The sequence below is a fragment of the Flagellimonas lutimaris genome (assembly GCF_051494225.1).
GTDB lineage: Bacteria > Bacteroidota > Bacteroidia > Flavobacteriales > Flavobacteriaceae > Flagellimonas > Flagellimonas lutimaris_A.
In genome coordinates, this window is the sequence record NZ_JBNPYE010000012.1 from 36,090 (window position 1) to 54,360 (window position 18,271).

At 40.2% G+C, this 18,271-nt stretch carries 14 protein-coding genes and 1 pseudogene; 11 read left to right on the forward strand and 4 right to left on the reverse strand.

What is annotated here, in order from left to right:
- The 4 genes from ACQQ5U_RS17495 to ACQQ5U_RS17510 all read left to right on the forward strand — a co-directional run bounded on the left by ACQQ5U_RS17495 (position 1) and on the right by ACQQ5U_RS17510 (position 5,588).
- Positions 1-1,485 carry a RagB/SusD family nutrient uptake outer membrane protein gene (locus ACQQ5U_RS17495; protein ID WP_437399518.1) on the forward strand — a complete coding sequence of 495 codons (1,485 nt, stop codon included), beginning with the start codon at positions 1-3 and terminating at the stop codon, positions 1,483-1,485.
- A gap of 93 nt (positions 1,486-1,578) precedes the next feature.
- Positions 1,579-2,625: a glycoside hydrolase family 130 protein gene (locus ACQQ5U_RS17500; protein ID WP_437399520.1), complete on the forward strand. Its 1,047-nt coding sequence runs from the start codon at positions 1,579-1,581 to the stop codon at positions 2,623-2,625.
- 4 nt (positions 2,626-2,629) lie between these two features.
- On the forward strand, positions 2,630-3,871 hold the full coding sequence (locus tag ACQQ5U_RS17505; protein WP_437399522.1) for an MFS transporter: 1,242 nt from the start codon (positions 2,630-2,632) through the stop codon (positions 3,869-3,871).
- On the forward strand, positions 3,858-5,588 hold the full coding sequence (locus ACQQ5U_RS17510) for a hypothetical protein (protein ID WP_437399524.1): 1,731 nt from the start codon (positions 3,858-3,860) through the stop codon (positions 5,586-5,588). Before ACQQ5U_RS17505 ends, ACQQ5U_RS17510 begins: the two co-directional genes overlap by 14 nt.
- 225 nt (positions 5,589-5,813) lie before the next feature.
- On the opposite strand, the pseudogene ACQQ5U_RS17515 reads toward ACQQ5U_RS17510, so the two are convergent.
- A pseudogene (locus ACQQ5U_RS17515) lies at positions 5,814-6,047 on the reverse strand (site-specific integrase); the annotation flags it as partial.
- Between the two features lie 634 nt (positions 6,048-6,681).
- Between ACQQ5U_RS17515 and ACQQ5U_RS17520 the strand changes: the two are divergent.
- The 6 genes from ACQQ5U_RS17520 (at position 6,682) to ACQQ5U_RS17545 (ending at position 13,063) form a co-directional block, all read left to right on the forward strand.
- Positions 6,682-9,504 carry a hybrid sensor histidine kinase/response regulator transcription factor gene (locus ACQQ5U_RS17520; RefSeq protein WP_437399525.1) on the forward strand — a complete coding sequence of 941 codons (2,823 nt, stop codon included), beginning with the start codon at positions 6,682-6,684 and terminating at the stop codon, positions 9,502-9,504.
- Between the two features lie 182 nt (positions 9,505-9,686).
- On the forward strand, positions 9,687-9,836 hold the full coding sequence (locus ACQQ5U_RS17525; RefSeq protein ID WP_293281838.1) for a hypothetical protein: 150 nt from the start codon (positions 9,687-9,689) through the stop codon (positions 9,834-9,836).
- A 55-nt stretch (positions 9,837-9,891) separates the two neighbouring features.
- Positions 9,892-10,587, forward strand: coding sequence for a hypothetical protein (locus ACQQ5U_RS17530; RefSeq protein WP_437399526.1), 696 nt, complete (start codon positions 9,892-9,894; stop codon positions 10,585-10,587).
- A gap of 59 nt (positions 10,588-10,646) precedes the next feature.
- Positions 10,647-11,255: a hypothetical protein gene (locus ACQQ5U_RS17535; protein WP_437399527.1), complete on the forward strand. Its 609-nt coding sequence runs from the start codon at positions 10,647-10,649 to the stop codon at positions 11,253-11,255.
- A gap of 6 nt (positions 11,256-11,261) precedes the next feature.
- Entirely contained in the window at positions 11,262-12,656 is a 1,395-nt protein-coding gene (locus ACQQ5U_RS17540; protein ID WP_437399529.1) for a hypothetical protein, read from the forward strand.
- Positions 12,656-13,063, forward strand: a complete 408-nt coding sequence (locus ACQQ5U_RS17545) for a hypothetical protein (protein ID WP_437399530.1) — start codon at positions 12,656-12,658, stop codon at positions 13,061-13,063. The genes ACQQ5U_RS17540 and ACQQ5U_RS17545 overlap by 1 nt, the downstream gene beginning before the upstream one ends.
- A gap of 472 nt (positions 13,064-13,535) precedes the next feature.
- On the opposite strand, the gene ACQQ5U_RS17550 is transcribed toward ACQQ5U_RS17545, so the two are convergent.
- From ACQQ5U_RS17550 to ACQQ5U_RS17560, 3 genes are all read right to left on the reverse strand, one after another.
- Positions 13,536-14,282: a LamG domain-containing protein gene (locus ACQQ5U_RS17550; RefSeq protein WP_437399532.1), complete on the reverse strand. Its 747-nt coding sequence runs from the start codon at positions 14,280-14,282 to the stop codon at positions 13,536-13,538.
- Positions 14,283-14,393: 111 nt separating this feature from the next.
- Entirely contained in the window at positions 14,394-15,278 is an 885-nt protein-coding gene (locus ACQQ5U_RS17555) for a transglutaminase domain-containing protein (RefSeq protein ID WP_437399533.1), read from the reverse strand.
- Positions 15,279-15,396: 118 nt separating this feature from the next.
- Positions 15,397-15,774 carry a hypothetical protein gene (locus ACQQ5U_RS17560; RefSeq protein ID WP_437399534.1) on the reverse strand — a complete coding sequence of 126 codons (378 nt, stop codon included), beginning with the start codon at positions 15,772-15,774 and terminating at the stop codon, positions 15,397-15,399.
- Positions 15,775-16,362: 588 nt separating this feature from the next.
- On the opposite strand from ACQQ5U_RS17560, the gene ACQQ5U_RS17565 reads away from it, so the two are divergent.
- A complete protein-coding gene (locus ACQQ5U_RS17565; RefSeq protein ID WP_437399535.1) occupies positions 16,363-18,270 on the forward strand; it encodes a 2-oxoacid:acceptor oxidoreductase subunit alpha in 1,908 nt (635 codons plus the stop codon).
- The last annotated feature ends 1 nt before the right edge of the window (position 18,271 follow it).

An 18,271-nucleotide genomic window follows, 5' to 3' on the forward strand; every position in this document is an offset into this window, starting at 1 on the left:
ATGAAAAAGTTTTATAAAAACCTTCTGTTTCTTATTCCGTTTGCGGTTACAGTTTCCTGTACCAGTGAACTGGACAATGACCCTATTGGATTGCTAACCTTGGACCAAGTGGATACCGATCCTACTTCAGAAACTGTGGAATCTGCCGTGAGATCCGCTTATTATCCATTACGAAATACGCTTAATAGCATAATACCGGGCTGGCGATGGGACCTTGGAACAGTGTTCCGAAATGATATTATTTTACAGGATATGGCCGCCAACGACATGAACAAGAAATGGAACCCTGATGGGGATCAAGCTTGGATGGATGAAATAGGCAACTTTGCATTTACACCAGAGAACCAAGCCTTTAATGGGATATGGACCTATGATTTTGAAGGTGTAAGCAGGAGTAATCTGGCCATTGGATTTTTGACCGATTCGGAAATAGTAGAAAAAACCGGAATTTCCCAGTCACGAAGGGACCAGCTTTTGTCGGAGGCATATTTTCTTAGGGCCTATTATTACTTTGACCTTGTGAACAATTTTGGAGACGTTCCCCTGATATTGAAATCTCCTGACTCCTTTGAAGAGGCTTTTTCCGTATCGGTAAGAGCTCCTCGGGCAGAGATAATGGAACAGATTGGATTGGATTTGGAGACCGCCAAAGGATTGGCACCACAAATTAAGAATGATGCCACTGACCCATGGAGGGTTTCCATTGGGGCTATCATTGCACTCCAGGCCAAAGTGTTTCTTTATGATGAAAACTGGCCCGAGGTTTTGAACTTGATAACAGATCTGGATAATTTAGGTTTTTATGACCTGAACAGTAATTATTTTGATGCCTTTGATGCGAGTAAGGAGTTCAATGATCAAGAAGTAATTTTTGCCTATGACCATCGTTCTGGCGAAAATCCGGCCAATGGCAATGGATTGGCAGCTGTGGAAGGTTGGGGGTTCTTTGCACCCACCGACGATTTCTTGTCTGCCTTTGAATCTGACGACCCACGTTTGGCATACACCATAAATGTGGCCGACCAGCACTCACCCAAAATTTTGGGTTCCATCAGTGATTACAAAGGAAACGATGATTCTCCTGGCAATAAGGTTTATATACGCTATGCGGATGTTCTTCTTTGGAAGGCCGAGGCCTTGAACGAAAATGGCAATACCGCTGATGCTGTTTCCATTATTAATCAAGTTAGGGAAAGAGCAAGAACTACGCCTACTGCTGACGGGCTATCCGTACCGGTTGGAACCTTGCCCCCAAGGCCCAATTCCAATGATCAGGCGCAAGTGCGTTCATGGATACAATCCGAACGAAGGGTGGAACTTGGATTCGAATCACAACGCTTCAATGATCTCAAACGCTGGGGTATTGCATCATCCGTCCTACAGGGATTAGGGAAAAATTATCAATCGCACAACAATTTGTATCCTGTTCCACAGGCTGATATCGATAAATCAGGTGGATCTATAACCCAAAATCCAGGATACTAACTTCTGAGGACCTAAACAGGAACTGGAAAGCAGTGAAATGTTTCACTGCTTTCCAATAGGTCCATACCATAACAAACCATAAGATATTTATTCATGAAAAATATAGTGGCCCGTCATGGGCAGAACCCGCTATTGTCTCCAAATGATCTCGAACCGAGCCAACCTGAAATGACAATCGAATGTTTGCTCAACCCGGGGGTATTTAAGTACAAGGAAAAAACGTGCATGGTGCTTCGGGTGGCCGAACGTACCAATCAGAAGGAAGGATTGGTTTCGGTACCCATATATGATGAAAAAGGGCAATTGAAAATAAAGGATTTTTCCTTGGACGATCCAAAGTTGGACAATTCCGATGCGAGGGTAATCACCTACGATGGGGAACAGTACCTCACTACGATTTCGCATCTTAGGATTTTATTCAGTACAGACGGTGTCACTTTTAAGGAATCCATGGAGTTTCCTCCAATCTTTGGACAAGGAACCTACGAAAGCTATGGTATTGAGGATTGTAGGGTGTCACAGATGGGGGACACCTATTATCTCACCTATACCATGGTATCCTCTAATGGAGTGGGCGTAGGGATGAAGACAACAAACGATTGGAAAAATTTTAAGTCCCATGGTATGATCTTAAGTCCTCACAATAAGGATTGTGCCATTTTTGAGCAAACGATCAAAGGGAAGTATTATGCGTTTCACCGACCGAGCAGTCCAGAACTTGGGGGCAATTACATGTGGATTGCCGAATCCATGGATGGTATCCATTGGGGCAATCATAAATGTCTCGCCCGAACCCGTCCGAATAGATTTGATAGTGCAAGACTTGGTGCGGGGGCGGCTCCAATTAAAACTGAAAAAGGTTGGTTGGCCATATATCATGGTGCAGACCACCATCACCGATATTGTCTTGGTGCCCTGTTATTAGATCTCGAAGATCCTTCTAAGGTGATTTCACGATCGGAAACCCCAATAATGGAACCCGAGGAAACTTATGAAAAGGTTGGTTTTTTTGGAGAGGTCATTTTTACCAATGGACATGTAATCGATGGTGATGATATCCATATGTATTATGGGGCATCGGATGAACATGTGGCTTTGGCTACACTATCTATATCAGAAATACTCAAAACTTTAGACTAAATAAATGGAAAAATCAATTGGAGTAGGGTGGGGAGATTTCTCCAAAAACGCCAAGATTCTTATCATCACAAATCTCGTGTATGCTTTTGTGCTGCCCATAGTGGATATCTTTGTGGCGTCTTACATTATGCGAAATTCAAATGACCCAACCAAGGTCATGCTGTATCAATTGGCCATATATTCGGGAATTCCCCTGACGTTTTTAATCAATGGTTATCTATTGAACATGGTGAACATCAAGAAACTATTTTCAATGGGTATGCTCTTGAGCGGGATTTCCATGGTGGTCATGATGTCTTTGGAAGAGATAAGTTATTTTGGATTGACCCTAGCAGGATTGATTATGGGAATGTCCTTTGGCCTCTACTGGTCCAACCGCGATTATTTGGTATTGACAACCACAGCGGATAGAACCCGTAATTTTTATTATGGATTGGATACTTTTTGTTATACCGTAACAGGTGTCTTGGTACCGATCATGGTTGGGTGGTATTTGGTCAATGGGGACTCGTTGGCCAATGAAGGAGTGAATCTTAGATACCAAACAGTGACCATAATTGTTTTTGTTATTACTATTCTGGCCTCGGTGGTTTTTCACATGGGATCTTATGAAAAACCCAAGAGCGAGAAATTTTTCTACCTCAAATTTCATCCGATATGGAAAAAGATGATTCAAATGTCTTTGCTTAAGGGGTTGGCACAAGGGTTCATTGTAACCGCTCCAGCTATGTTGATGATGACTTTTTTTGGATCTGAGGGTGCCTTGGGAACTGCGCAGTCTATAGGAGCTTTGGTAGCGGCATTGGTTATGCTTTTGCTGGGGAAATACTCCAAACCAAAGCATCGATTGCTTATATTCAGCGTGGGATTGGTCTGCTTTTTTTTAGCAGCAATCTTCAATGGACTGTTTTTTAGCACCATGGGTGTTATTCTATTTATGATGTTCTTATTGATTGCACGTCCTGTGCTGGACATTGCTTATTTTCCCATACAATTAAAATTGATCGATGTTTTGTCCAAATTTGAAGGAAGAAATGAATTCTCTTATATCCTAAACCATGAATTTGGATTGTATGTAGGACGTTTTGTAGGAGCGATGACATTTTTGGGGCTGGCCTATTTGGGAAGTGTGGAAATAGCACTTAGATATGCTCTTTTGATTATAGGGGGCGTACAATTGTTATCCATAGTAATAGCCAAACAATTATTAAAGAAACAAAAAGAACTAGAACATGAAATGGAATAAACGAATACTTACTGTATTGGGAACCATAATGCTACTTATCATTGGTTGTCAAAACAAAGAAAAGGTCGAAGCGGTATCGGTATCCCAAATGAGCATTGATCGTGTGGATAGCATGCCTTTTATGCCCAGACCCTATAAAATTTTGGATTTTAAAAAGTTGGCACTATCCTATGATCATGTTGTATATGATAGCACCCAAACAGGGGAACATTGGCCTTTGATTTGGAAGGATGGGTCGAGGAAAAATTTTGATCAAGAAACATTTGGCATCTATACTGCACTAGGTGATACAAGGCAGGGACCAGACAATCACCAGGGTATGTTCCATGAATCCTTGAACACCATTAGCTCCGTTCTTGGTGCTTCTTTGGTGGGCATCGACAAATCAGATCAGCATGGGGAAGATTATGTGGCCATGTTGAAGAACTATTTTAATTCCGATACAGGTTGGAATATTGTGATGAACAATACAGGGCCAGATGTTGCTTTACTGGGCGGAGGTTATGGAAGGGATTGGTGGTATGACATTTACCCCAACCTCCTTTTCTATGGTGTAGCTAATTTCTATCCACAGCACGATGATTTTGAATTGATACAACGATCCATTGCAGATCGTTTTCAAAAAGCCGATTCCATACTGGCAGGAAATTATGGACATACCTTTTTCGATTATGGGTCGCTCCAACCCAAAGACAATTGGATTTGTTACCAAGAGGATGCCGCGGCTGGCCATGCTTATGTTTTATATGCGGCTTACCGAAAGTTCGGTGATTTAAAGTATCTAGATGCGGCAAAGTCTTCCTTGGAGGCACTTCTTTCCCAAAAGGAAAATCGTTTTTATGAAATACTAATGCCCTTCGGAGCTTATGTAGCCGCACGGATGAATGCTGAAGAAGGAACATCCTATGATTATCATAACATATTGGATTGGACATTTGATGGAACATCGGTATGTCGCGAAGGCTGGGGTGTACTAGAGGACAATTGGAATGGTTATGATGTGTCGGGATTGGTGGGAAGTACGATCGATCATGGCGGCTTTGCTTTTTTGATGAACACCTACGATACCATGTGGCCTTTAGTACCGATGGTACGATATGATCCCAGGTATGCGACGACCATTGGAAAATGGATGTTGAATGCGGCCAATGCATCCAAATTCTTTTATCCCTATGAAATGGACGATGCGCATCAGACCTTGCCCAATAAAAAAGAGTACACCAAAGGTGTAATTGCCTATGAAGGTTTGATAAAGAATGCCCATCTGGAAGGTTATTCCGATCTTGAAGCTCCAATAGCAATTGGTGACGGACCACATTGGACACCGGACAATCCGGATGTCTCTCAGTTTAGTGTTTATGGTAGTGGTCATGTTGGAATTGCAGGAGCAATCATTGAAAAAACGGATGTGCCCGGTATATTAAAGTTGGATTGTCTGGCAACCGATTTTTATAGAAAGGAATCTTATCCTACTTTTTTGCTCTATAACCCTCATGAAACCTCCAAAACAGTCAGGTATGTGTGTCAAAGTAACGAAAAAGTTGACCTATACGATGCCATTGCACATCAGGTAATTTCCGAGGGTGTCGATAGCAATAGTAGCATTGATATTTCTGCAAAGAAAGCAAGGTTGATTGTAGAAATTCCTGCTGGGAGCTCGATTAAAGAAAAGGAAGGTAAATTTTATGTAGGGGATGTTGTGGTTGCATTCAGGTAAGTAGGCATTTAAAGATATTCATAAGTTATCTATTTAGTTAATTATCAATTTCGTTTTTGACGGGGATAAGGTGAAAATAACCTTATCCTTAGTCAAAAACACTGCGGTCTTCCAAAGTATAAATCTTTCCCAAAAATGAGGCCGATTAATAATCAATTCTCTTATCCTTAAACCGATACCTTCATATTTGGAAGGTCAGAAAAATACAATAACAATTGTTTATTTTTAAGTTATTGGTTTTGCCACGATTCGAATACTTATCATTGAATGTCTCAAGACATATATCGTTTCCTCACTTACCTTTTTCTCAAGTATCTGGGCTTGGATTTGTGTTGTGGCCAATTTTGTATGACTTAGCATTTTAGATATTGTTTCAATAGGAACTCCATTGAATAGGGTAACGGTAGTTGCAAAAGTGTGGCAGGCTATTTGGAAAATGAGGTTCTTTTTTGTTTTGCACAAGTATGGCGGGTGTTGGTCTTATTGCCATTGAGATTTGATCTTTTATTAAGGCTTGCTTCCTTGTTGATTTCCGCACATCGGTCCGTATTACCAAAAAAGGATAGAAAATGTGTTACCTGATCTCATAGAGACAAGTTTTTGTATTAAACAGTCTCCTGCGAAAGTCAAACCAACCATACATTCAAATCTCCCCATTTTCAGTCAAGATAATATGTTGCCGGATTGTGAGCTTTATTTTTACCATATTAAATTAATAATAGGCTAAAAACAAAAAAACCGATAAACTTAAGTCTATCGGTTTTTAGAAGTGACCTGACTGGGTTCAGAACCTAAGTTCATCAGCCCAGTGTATATCAATATCCTGAAAGAGTTCACAATTATTGTTGACGATTTGTGAACTTTTATGGTTGAATCGCTTTCAACACCTCAAATATAATTAAATCGATATAAATGGTTGGAATTGAAATGATGAGTTGTCGTTTGTTTAAACTCTGATTTATCTCAGGTCCTCTTAAATCCCATCAAACTATTTTAAGGTCAATTGACCCCCAAGATGAAGACCAATACTCCTTGCACCTAATTTAAGCCAGATATATTTTAGTTAACTTAGTGATTAAGAGTGTTGAAAAAAATGGCCATAAATAAATATAATCTTGTTTGCATTCTTACATCAATAGGTATTTCATCATTTGGTCAAAATATACCCCAAGAGTTTTTGACCAACCAATCACAAATAGACTCCCTGTCAAAAATCTCAGCATATGATGATGCACTGCTGCTGGCATTGCAAAATTTGAAAATTGCAAAAAATATGTCCTCACCTTTACTCTTGGGCAAAGCGCAAAGTGAGGTGGCCAATAGCTACTTTCACAAAGGAGATTACGATTCCACACAGCACTATGCCCAAAAGGCCATCGCTTTGGGGATGGAGAACAATTTGCCCGAAGTGACCACCAGTGCACTGCTTTCCATTGGAAACATACATTATTCAAAGTTTGAAGATGTTGATGCAATAGCCACCTACCAGCAAATAGATTCCATTGCAGAATTTTCTGGAGAAAATAACCCATATGTTGTCAAAGCTTTGTTCAATCTAGGCAAAGTACTCTTAAGGACCTACAGCGTACAGGACACTTCTTATATCGGAAAGTCCGAACGATATTTTAAAAACGCCATACAAATGGCTTCGGAAATAAATGATAGCGATCAGGAACACTACGGCTATATCATGCTCGGAAATATTTTTGGGCAAAGAAAGGAATATCAAAAGGCCAAGCCCTATTTTAAAAAAAGCTTGGCATATTTTAAAAGCAACGGTTCCATTGAAAACGTAGCCAATATTTATTGGTCCTTGGGTATTATAGAGACAGACCTCAATAATTATGATCAAGCCGATGCCTACTATAAAAAAAGGCTTGCCCTGCTCACTGAGACAGGGGACCCTAATCAAATTGCTAACGCCAATCGGGTCTACGCTGGGTTTCTTCTAAGAATTGGGCGCTATAAACAGGCCGTACCATATTTTGAAGACGCCTATGCCTATTTTAAACAAGCCGATGCCGGTTCTAGTGGTGTTTTGCTGGGAATCACCAAAAACCTGGCAGAATCCTATGGAAAAACCGGGGACTTTGAGCAAGCTGTCGAATACTATGCACGATCATTCGTTCTGCAAGATTCTCTAGAGGCCAGAAAACAAAAAAGCCTTGCACTGGACCTTGAAGCCAAATACCAAACACAAAAGAGAGAACAAGAAATAGCACTGTTGAAATCACAAAATGAACTTGCCGAACAACAAAAAAGGAATCAGCGCAATCTTTTTTTGGGAGGAATAGGTTTAACATCCGTGGCAGTATTGTTTCTCTTTGTGCTTTATCGCAACCGTCAAAGAACGAATCAAAAATTAAGAGAGCTGGATGTGGCCAAATCAAACTTTTTTGCCAACATATCCCATGAACTGCGTACACCTTTGTCTTTGATTCAGGGTCCGGTAGCACAGCAACTGGAGCGTGCTGAACTAAGCCAAGAAGATAAACGGAACCTGACTATTGTCAAAAAGAACACCCAACAGCTCGCCACTTTGGTAGACCAGTTGCTGGACCTATCAAAACTGGAATCAGGATTTTACAAATTGCATGTAGGTAAAGCAATATTGTCCACTTTTTTGAAATCACAGGCGGAATCGTTCTTGTTCAGCGCTGAAAAAAAGTCCCAACAACTCCAAATAAAAATCTCCAAAGATCAAAATCATTATTGGTTTGATGCTGACATACTTCAGAAGGTGGTTGGCAATCTTTTGGGCAATGCACTAAAATACAGCCCACAAAATGCCAAGATAAATTTTGAGGCGGAAATCATAGAGGGCGTTCTCTCATTAACGGTGACAAATACAGGTGTATCCCTAACAAAAAAAGAATTACTGGAAATATTCAACCGCTTTCACCAAATTCATACCAATAAAAGAGGCACGGGCATTGGGCTAGCTCTCACCAAAGAACTGGTCGGATTGCATAAAGGAAAGATTGAGACCAAGAGCGGTCCGGAAAGTGTCACATTTCACGTAGAATTGCCCATACTTGAAACCGACTACTCAAACGAGGAAAAAGTAACTGGCACAAAATCAATAACTTTAAAGGAAACCTATCAAGAAAATACAGATGCCGTTGAAGATGAGAGTAAAGTATCCAGTACGAAAAGTGATGAAAGCCGGGACATTATTTTGTTAGTGGATGACAATGAGGATTTACGCAACTACGTTTCTTCTATTTTTAATGACGAATTTAATATTGTTACAGCCGATAATGGAAGCGCCGGTTTTCAAAAAGCACTGAAACAGGTTCCCGATCTTATCATAACAGACCTGATGATGCCCGAAGAGAACGGACTGAAATTGACCGAAAATTGTAAGACCAACGATGCTACGTCCCACATTCCCATTCTAATGCTCACGGCAAAAGCCGGTGATGAAAATAAACTGACAGGATTGGAAACAGGTGCCGATGCCTATCTGACCAAGCCATTCAACAACAAAATTTTGAAGCAGACTGCCAAAAACTTATTGGAGAGCCGCAGAAAACTACAGGAGCGGTTTAGTCAAGAGATTATTTTAACCCCAAAGGACATATCCATCAGTTCTTATGATGAACGCTTCTTGGAGTCCCTTCAAAATGTTTTGGACAATCATTTGGTCGCATCGGACTTTAATTCAAAAGATTTTGCAAAAGCTTTGGGTATGAGCAGAATGCAACTGCACCGAAAGTTAAAAGCGCTCACGGGACAGACCACTACGGAATTCATTCGTAGCCAAAGGCTAAAATTGGCCGCTTCACTACTACAAAAAAGTGATGCCAATATCTCCGAAATTGGCTATCAGGTAGGCTTTAACGATCATTCCTATTTTACAAAGTGTTTTAGGGAAACCTATGGAACATCTCCCTCTGAATTCAGTAAAAAATAACCTTCCCGAGTCTCCTTAAGGCCAAGGTTTTTCTACCCTGTTACATATTTCATAGGCTTTGATACATAATTCATAGCCCTCAGCATTATGTGCCATTATGTTTGCTCCAGCGTTGAATGATGGCCTACAACCCATTCATTCAACCTTACCGATTGACTAACGCAAAAACACTTCATATCACCATGAAGAAAAAGAGGTATGAAGGCATACTTGAAGAAGTTCCCCGATATGAGATTTATTTGAACGTGAACAAATTGCAAAAGGGAAAATACAAGCTAAAGATTATGAATAAAAACAATGTCATCAAAAGCACACATTTCTCTAAAGAATAATTAAATAAGAAAATAAACATCAATAAGGCAAATAATTTTAAACTCAACCATCATCATGAAAACAAAGGCGAGAATATCATTAATAACATTGTTAATGGGATTATGTACAATAACTGCCCAAAAGTTGCCCAAGAACACAAACATCAATATTTCTCAGACCTCCAAAATAGATTTGAGCAATAAAATCATTGCCAAGCCGCAAAGGATAGACGTGAAAAAATTTGAAAGCCTTAATGCAAAAGAAATAGCAAAGCTTCCCGCAACCACATATGACCGTTCTGCTTTACTAAGGCTTAAGTATAACAAATCATGGGAAATTGAACCTGGACGAATGACGGACAAGGATATGAAGGTAGTGTCATATTTTGGAAAATTTGAGCAGTCCCCCAGATACATCAGTGTGTATCCAGAAAACAAATATTATCCGCGAGTAAACAATGGAGCACCAGGGTTTTTACCTGAAATGAGGTATCTGGTTTTGCAATTCAATCCAGAGGCCGGACAAAGATACCGCGTGATCATCAAACTTAAACCTGGGGAATACGGAAACAAAAAAGTGATGACCAATGTCACAGGAAGATATAACGATACGTGGTTCATCAATAACCAATACGACGAAATTATGTTCGATTTTATTGGTGATAGCAGAGAGATAAAGATAAGTCCGATTATAGCGGGGGCAGAGAACTATTATATCAAGTATGAACCATTGGAGATAGCGAATATTAAAGTTGATAGAATTGATGAATAGGCTTAACTGTAAGCCAAATTCAAAAATAGGAGTGCCTTAAGAAACATAATAACAACATTATGAAAGTATCAAACATTACCATTGCCTTTTTGGGCGTGTTGCTAATAGCTGCTTGCGGCAATACCGGAAAAAAGGAGAAATCAACCACAGAGAGTTCCGGGACAGATGTAAAATTGGAAGCTGCCAGCGCAATGGATTTGGAGCAAAAAGGGGATTATACCCAACTATACGCTCCAAGTGAAAATTGCAAACTTACCACCTCACAATTGGCCAAGGCGTTGGGATACAGCAATGATCAAGTAGAGGAACAAAGCAACTATCAAGGAAATTGTTGGTATAAAGTGACCCATCCAGACAATTTTACGGTCAACTACGGAATAAGCCTTGAAAAGTGGGGAGACAAGAACATTGTTGAAGACCAAATAAAAAGTGGGCTAAAGAACGAGATGGTCGATGTCCACATAAGTGAATCTGGGGATACCTATATAAAAAGACATCCCGTTCAGGGCTTCCTGCTACTGTTAAACACCAACTATGGAAACCCTATAAAAATCAGCTATAGCTATTTAAATACCAGTGGTCCCAAACTGACAGACTCCCAAAGGGAAGAACAGAAACAGAATACGTACAAAATTGCCAACTATCTTATTGATCACTACCAAAAATAAATTAAGATGAAACTATTGCAAAACATCTTGTTGTTTGGCCTCTTGTTTATAGGTGCGTTTCAGGGATATGCCCAACCTTTCACCTTGAACAAAGCGATTCAGCCGGTAGAATTGAAACTATTGGCAGACACTAGAACGGGGCACGAAGGGGAACTTGGCATTGTTTATTTTAATAGACTAAAGGATTCCGCAATGTACCACTACGTTACCGGCCACGACCTTTACAATTTTGTTGATGTGTTGGTCACCAGTGTAGACGGCACTCCATTAAAAGTAAGTTTGGCAAAAGATAACTGGGAAGCCGTGCAGGCCCAGCAAAACACTGGCAATGCACGAGATGGGGTAGCGGACTTCAAAATACGTACCTGGGGAAGTTTTGGAATAAAAATAGAGCCGGAGCAACCCAACAATTCAATCTATACCATTGCAGTGGTGGCCAGCCCCGAAAAAAAAACCTATTTGGGCAGTGCCTTTAGGTCGATCAATGAAGATGAAATGACATCCAGTGGTGAACCCGCACCCAGCGAAGCTGCTGGGACGAGCGGTGATGGAGGTGGGACCAATTACCTGTTGTACATTGCCCTTGGGGTTGCTTTACTGGTCATTGGTATTTTGGCCGGAAAGCTTATGGGAAGAAAAGGAAAAGGGACTGCAGTGGTTTTGGTGCTTCTATCATTAGTGCCGTTATCAAGCTTTGGTCAAGATGGGGGTGCTGTGTTGACCATGGAAGAGTTTGAAAATTGGAAGAAGCAGCAAAATTCAAAACATGCAATGGTCATGAGCCAATTAGCGGCCTTGGAGAGCGAGCGCAAAGCTGTGGACAAAGCAGTCAATGATTTAGACAAGACTATCGCCACGATACGGAAACAATGGGACAACGTTAAATTGCTCTATGATACCTATAACAACGGATTGGGTAAATGTATCAGTTCCACTCCACCGACCCAGGCACCCTCCATTCCCTCCATTTGCACTGATTTATCTCTTGACGATAACGGCTACATTTCGGAGGAGGAAGATCTAGAGTGCGCCGAATGTTTTTTTGAAGCCCGAAAGAAGTTTAACAACATGCGGTACCAGTTTGAAAAGCTTGCCACAATCTATAAATGTACGAAGGACTTTTCCAATGCCGCAATTTCTTTTGGTGATGACGTATCTGGTTTTACACCCAGTGGAGTAGGTGGGTTGGCCTGGCAAACACAACGGAGAAATATAGAAAAATCCGTTACAGAACTTGAACAGGCTTATGACAAAAAATATGGCGAGTTTCTTCAGAGCTTGGCCGACGCCATGATGGAACTCAATATTTGTGAGGCCAAGTTCGGGGTTGAAGACTGGTACGACCGTTTTGGCTATATGTATTTTGAATTTATGAAAGATAAATATCAAAGAAAAGACTAATGAAAGTAAAGAAAATAAACTTCATCGTATTACTGTCCCTAAGCTTGGGCATATGGGTCAGCTGTAAATCTATAAACCCAATAGTGACTTCCACCGATCCGAATATCATTGGATCATGGGAAGGATGTGATGGACGTGTAGTTACTTTTTATACCAATGAAAATGGAGAAATAGAAGGACGGTATTCAAAACTAGGGGGGCTTGGAAGGTACAAGTTTACCTTGGATGAAGTAGGCTTCCATCTTTCCCAAAAAAGTCCAGGCACCTATGTGGGACAGGTGAAATGGAGAAACACTTTAGGCAAGGAAACCTGGAAGGATGAAACCATCATAGTAAAAGAAAATGTCCTAGAAACATCAAGTTCGGATGATTGTAGCAAGGAATTAACTAGAGTTGAACAAAAATGAGTCAATGATTTATGCCAATCATTTCAAGCTATTTTTTTACTCTAGGAAAGGGCAATGCTATCTGTCCGTGTCATTTGAACAAGAACCTATTAAACCCACTTTTGGTATATGGTTATGACCGCCTTTGGTAACAGTTGTCTGGACTTAATATACGTCAGAAGGAGCTCAGTCAGTATCGTTTATTTGAACTTTAACAGAGCGCTAAACGTAGTGCTGTGATTTCTACGGAAATATAACGAAATCCGTTCAACCATGTCAAAAGAACTTTCCTTCTTATCATCTTATGGCGTGGTTTGCCAAGGAGTCCGCGTGAGCGGACGTATCCTTGTTGGATTTCGTGTTGTTGGGAGTATCAATTACAGTGCCAAATTGCTTTTAGCATGAGTTGTGTACTGTTTTGGCTCGATGCCCGCACAAGGGCGATATTCTGGGTAGTGCGATAGGTGCAATTTGGTTTAGTGCTCTGTTGTGCTTAGTTTTTATTATACAATGCCTGTACTTCATTCTCTTTTAACAGCCTGTTAAAAATATTGACATCATCAATTGATCCACTAAATCCAGAAGCATTACTAGAAGTTAAACTCTGTTTCCCAATTTTAAATGGGGCTCCACTTCCAAACAATAAAGTTTCTTGTCCAAAATTTAGTTCACCGTCTAAATCCCCGTTGATATATAAATCAGCTTTTCTGTTATCATATGTTACTACGATATGCGTCCATACGTTTGATTGGATTGGAAATGAAGACTCCAACGTATAACCAAGAATATTCCATCTGACTTTTTGATTATTGGGGTTTAAACCCAGGTAGAGGCTTCCAGGTGCGGAAGGGGGAGGTCCTTGAAAAAACTGATTTAGGATAGTATCCCAGTTTACTTGATTACCATTTGGATTTATCCATACAGAGATGGAAATTGTAGAATTGTAGTCTATTTCCAATTCCTGTATATTACCAAAGTCAATATGTCCGTTATCTTCATTAAAATCTAAAGCTGCATTTTCCTCACCATTCCTATTTGCTATTGGGCTGACAGTTCCAATTATTTCACCATTTCGCATATTGCCACTCGTATCAAGTGCATTTCCATCCAATAGAGCTTGAAGAATAAGGCCATTTGTCAAATCGATATCTACTTCTTGCCCATTTTCGTTATCATTTGAGCAACTAATTGTTAAATAAATCAACGAGAGACAAAAAAATTTACTGATAATTTTTTCCATTACTGGTTTTTTTAGGTTCTTTCTATACGGTGAATTAGGGACAACCTGTTTATATCGTTTATTTGAACTTTATTTGGTTTGTTGCACAAATTGGTTAACAAATCGGCTTTCTTATGTTTTAAAATAAAAAACATTGAATATTGAGGTTGAAGTTCCATTGTCTTGGTCTTTGTAAATTAAATCCATCTTGTAATATGCTTTTGGTGGTATATTCGATTTATTAAACCTAACATAGGTAAAGTCATCCTGCTCAATTTGAACAGTGTCATTTATAAATTGATAATTGCGATTATCAGTTCCATACATCAGGTTTATAGACCAATTCTTATTAGGATTGCTTTTATATACTAAATAATAATAGTTGGCATCCTCCTTTAAAACAGGAATATCTTTGAAACCAATTTGAAACCAATAGGGTTTAATGAACTTTGACCTATTGAACTCCTCCAATGTTAAAGGTTCTTTTAATAATTGCCATTTGCTTTCTTCAGGAAAATGGGTGATAATGGCTAACCCTGGATCTATGTCAAAATAAAAATCTGAAACTCCTTGATTACCAGAAGTACCCCAGGTAGAATCCAGTAAAATCCATTTACCGTCCAATTTTATAGCATTCCATGCATGTCTAAAACTATCATCAGCATCCAATTCCAAATAATGATTCCTTTCATCCCTTATATGTCCTGAAATAATTGCAACTTCTATGTCTATTTCAAACATGAACCATTTGTATAGTCCAGCATAACCTGCACAAACACCTTTGCGATTTTCGTAAACCCTATAATAATCCTGACTCTCCCAGAAAGCAGTATCTGAAACAAGACCTTTGTCCAAATTTGATAAAAGTTCATCGTCATATACAATGTTGGACCCTATCCACTGATAAAAAAATCGAGCTTGATCATTCTTGGATTCTAGATTTTGTTTGGCGAAATCCACTAAATCCCACATATCCAAATCCAAACTATCAGTTTTATCCACCAATGATTTTATCATGTCATTTTGAGATATGATAAAATTTGATGATAAGACGAATATGTATAGAATTGCTAGTTTTTTTATCATTTGATTTAGCTTCAATCTTTTGAATCGTTTATTTGAATTTTATTATGTATTAGTCTTTAATTCTTTCTTCCTTGATTTTCTCCTGATATTCTGTTAAACAAGTTTCGAAACTTGGAAGTAGTTTCTTTTTCTGGATTTCAATTTCCTCCTCCTTAATTTCTATGTATTCCTGCTGAGTAAAATCCGCTTGTATTTTTTCAACAGAACATTTACAATATTCAAAAGTCAATTCCCGATATTTAATTGCCATATCCTTCGATTCCCTCAAGCAATTATCAATTAATATTCCTCTACTTTCATCCGTCCAGATTTCCTTCCCATATTTCAAATCCTCTATACCTGTATAGATTCCGTAAGAAGTAACAATAATAATGAGCACTAAAATCCAGTGCTTTCCTTTTATGAAATTATTTTTCTCCTTACCCATTTATGACGTTTGCCAACAATTTACTTTCGAATCGTTTATTTGAACTTTTATAAATGTAGGAATTTTCTATAAGTTACCCATTGTCATATTCTTAAGGAATTCGGACTGAACTAATATAAGCCGAAACAATAAAAAGAAATTGCAGTAGTATTCTAATACAAAGATAGGAAACCCCATTTCCATCAAATGTTCCTTTTTGATAGTTTACATTTTGTATTGATGCATAAATATTTGCTGGCAACAGTACTAATAGAAAGTTGATTAAAGTTCATCCACTTATTGCTTTTACTTTAGGGATAAGTAAACCAATTGTTAAAAGGATTTCAAAGAGACCTGTAAGGCGGACAAGGTTTTTTCTCAATGTCCAAGTCCAGATGGCACAAGCATATTAAAAAAGAAAAGCATATTACCTCATTTTGTCGGGACGACCGAACTATGGTCATTCCTTAACTCAATGAATGAACAACCCCTACCCAGAGCGTCGAGGAATTCTTTAGATCCATAATTTTAAAGGTTGATATATATCATTTAATGTAAATCTGGTTTTTGCTACTTTGAAGCTGTTTTTAATCAAAAGGCCAAGAGAATATGGATTACATTGTCAGTGGTGATATCTTGAACGAGGGCGACCGGATTAAACCCAGGAAAATCAAACAAGCGATTGTTGAAATCGTAAGCGATTCAGGCGAAGGAGCCCAAAAATGTGGACAGAGCTTCGGGGCAATCTCCGCAAAAATGGGAAATGGTGTTTGGACCGTTGAGATCATTCCGGCAGAAATACAACCACCCGCACGCTCCCGAGAAGGCGCCTCCGGAATCCGGGTGCGTATCGGTTCCGATAAAGTGAGCAATATGGGAAATCACGCAGATCTGGTGATCGCCCTCAATGAGCAGGTGGTGTACGGTCGAATCCGCCAAGATGCCTATAATGGGAATACCCTGATGTTTATCGAGAATAAATGGGCCAAAAGCGAACAGGAAACCATTAGACAGCAGTACTCGGAAGCACTACTGAAATTTAAGGAATTGGGCATACAGGTGGTCGAGATCCCCATGGAAGAGGAATGTCAGAAACTAATGCCTGATCCCCGCAAAGGTAAAAACATGTGGATCCTGGGCCTGCTCTGTTATATGTACGATCGTGACATCCCCAAGGCGGAGAATCAGATCCGAAAAATCTTTAAAAAGAAAACCGATGCGGTAATAGATTTGAATATCAAGTTGTTGCATGCAGGATATGATTGGGCCAGAGCACATCTTCCCTTTCGTTATGAGGTGACGCCGATGGATGTGGATGATGATATGGTGGTCATGAACGGAAATGAAGCCCTCAGTATGGGCATCATGGCATCGGGTATTGAACTGTGTTCGATGTATCCAATAACGCCTGCGACATCCGTATCCCATCACCTGGCCGAAAATTTTGAAAGGGTCGGGGGTATCGTGCATCAGGCAGAAGATGAGATTTCTGCAATCGGATTTGCGATCGGTGCTTCTTTCGCAGGAAAACCGGCAGTAACGGTTACCTCGGGACCTGGATTGGCACTCAAGACCGAGTTTATCGGCTTGGCCGTCATGGCTGAAATCCCGCTCGTGATAATCGATGTTCAGCGAGGGGGGCCCTCTACCGGATTGCCGACGAAGGTTGAACAGAGCGACTTGTTGGCAGCGATTTACGGGGAGGCAGGGGATGCCCCAAAAATAGTGCTTGCAGCCGCTACCATCGAAGAGTGTTTTCACTTTGTAGTTTTGGCACGCAAGCTTGCCGAATCATTCCGCACGCCCGTCATATTATTGAGTGATGCGAACCTGGCAACAGGGGTACAACCCTTCCCGCGTCCAAAAATCGACCCCTTGTGGCTGACCAATCCCATTGATCAGAGCCCATGGAAGGATGGGGCCTGGCCATTTGGATGGGATGAAAATACAGGAACCAGCAAAAGACCGATTCCGGGGCAGAAAGGCGGTATGTATACTGTAACGGGACTGGCACATGGAAAGACAGGAAAGGTGGCATACGACCCGGACATTAATCAGGCCAGCGTTGAAAGCCGAAGCCGAAAGATCGCCTCTTTCCAGAAAAGCCTTAAACCACCAAAGATCAACGGTGACCCGGAAGGTGATATTCTGCTGGTTGGTTGGGGATCTACACTTGGTGCCATAGAGGAAGCCGTGACCGATGCCCGTGCCGAAGGACTAAAGGTAAGCAGCTTGCACTTGCGATTTCTTTTTCCCATTGTTCCGGGATTGGTTGATATCTTCAAAAGATTCAAAAAAGTCATCACCGTTGAGATCAATTATAGCGATACCCTGGGCCATCCAATGATCAATCAGGAGAATCGCCGCTATGCGCAGTTGGCGTGGCTCCTTAGGGCACAAACACACATGGATATCGATTGTTTCAGCAATGTCTATGGGCAACCCCTGAACCCTGAAAAGGTATTGAAAATGATCAAGCGCGAATTGAATATTGAAAACTCGGAAGTCAAAGTATAAA

What these genes read in the sequence shown, in the direction of transcription:
- ACQQ5U_RS17555 (WP_437399533.1), bottom strand. Translation starts at nt 15,278, where the DNA reads ATGATAAAATCATTGGTGGATAAAACTGATAGTTTGGATTTGGATATG.
- ACQQ5U_RS17510 (WP_437399524.1), top strand. Translation starts at nt 3,858, where the DNA reads ATGAAATGGAATAAACGAATACTTACTGTATTGGGAACCATAATGCTA.
- ACQQ5U_RS17545 (WP_437399530.1), top strand. Translation starts at nt 12,656, where the DNA reads ATGAAAGTAAAGAAAATAAACTTCATCGTATTACTGTCCCTAAGCTTG.
- ACQQ5U_RS17550 (WP_437399532.1), bottom strand. Translation starts at nt 14,282, where the DNA reads ATGGAAAAAATTATCAGTAAATTTTTTTGTCTCTCGTTGATTTATTTA.
- ACQQ5U_RS17565 (WP_437399535.1), top strand. Translation starts at nt 16,363, where the DNA reads ATGGATTACATTGTCAGTGGTGATATCTTGAACGAGGGCGACCGGATT.
- ACQQ5U_RS17520 (WP_437399525.1), top strand. Translation starts at nt 6,682, where the DNA reads ATGGCCATAAATAAATATAATCTTGTTTGCATTCTTACATCAATAGGT.
- ACQQ5U_RS17540 (WP_437399529.1), top strand. Translation starts at nt 11,262, where the DNA reads ATGAAACTATTGCAAAACATCTTGTTGTTTGGCCTCTTGTTTATAGGT.
- ACQQ5U_RS17495 (WP_437399518.1), top strand. Translation starts at nt 1, where the DNA reads ATGAAAAAGTTTTATAAAAACCTTCTGTTTCTTATTCCGTTTGCGGTT.
- ACQQ5U_RS17505 (WP_437399522.1), top strand. Translation starts at nt 2,630, where the DNA reads ATGGAAAAATCAATTGGAGTAGGGTGGGGAGATTTCTCCAAAAACGCC.
- ACQQ5U_RS17560 (WP_437399534.1), bottom strand. Translation starts at nt 15,774, where the DNA reads ATGGGTAAGGAGAAAAATAATTTCATAAAAGGAAAGCACTGGATTTTA.
- ACQQ5U_RS17500 (WP_437399520.1), top strand. Translation starts at nt 1,579, where the DNA reads ATGAAAAATATAGTGGCCCGTCATGGGCAGAACCCGCTATTGTCTCCA.
- ACQQ5U_RS17530 (WP_437399526.1), top strand. Translation starts at nt 9,892, where the DNA reads ATGAAAACAAAGGCGAGAATATCATTAATAACATTGTTAATGGGATTA.
- ACQQ5U_RS17525 (WP_293281838.1), top strand. Translation starts at nt 9,687, where the DNA reads ATGAAGAAAAAGAGGTATGAAGGCATACTTGAAGAAGTTCCCCGATAT.
- ACQQ5U_RS17535 (WP_437399527.1), top strand. Translation starts at nt 10,647, where the DNA reads ATGAAAGTATCAAACATTACCATTGCCTTTTTGGGCGTGTTGCTAATA.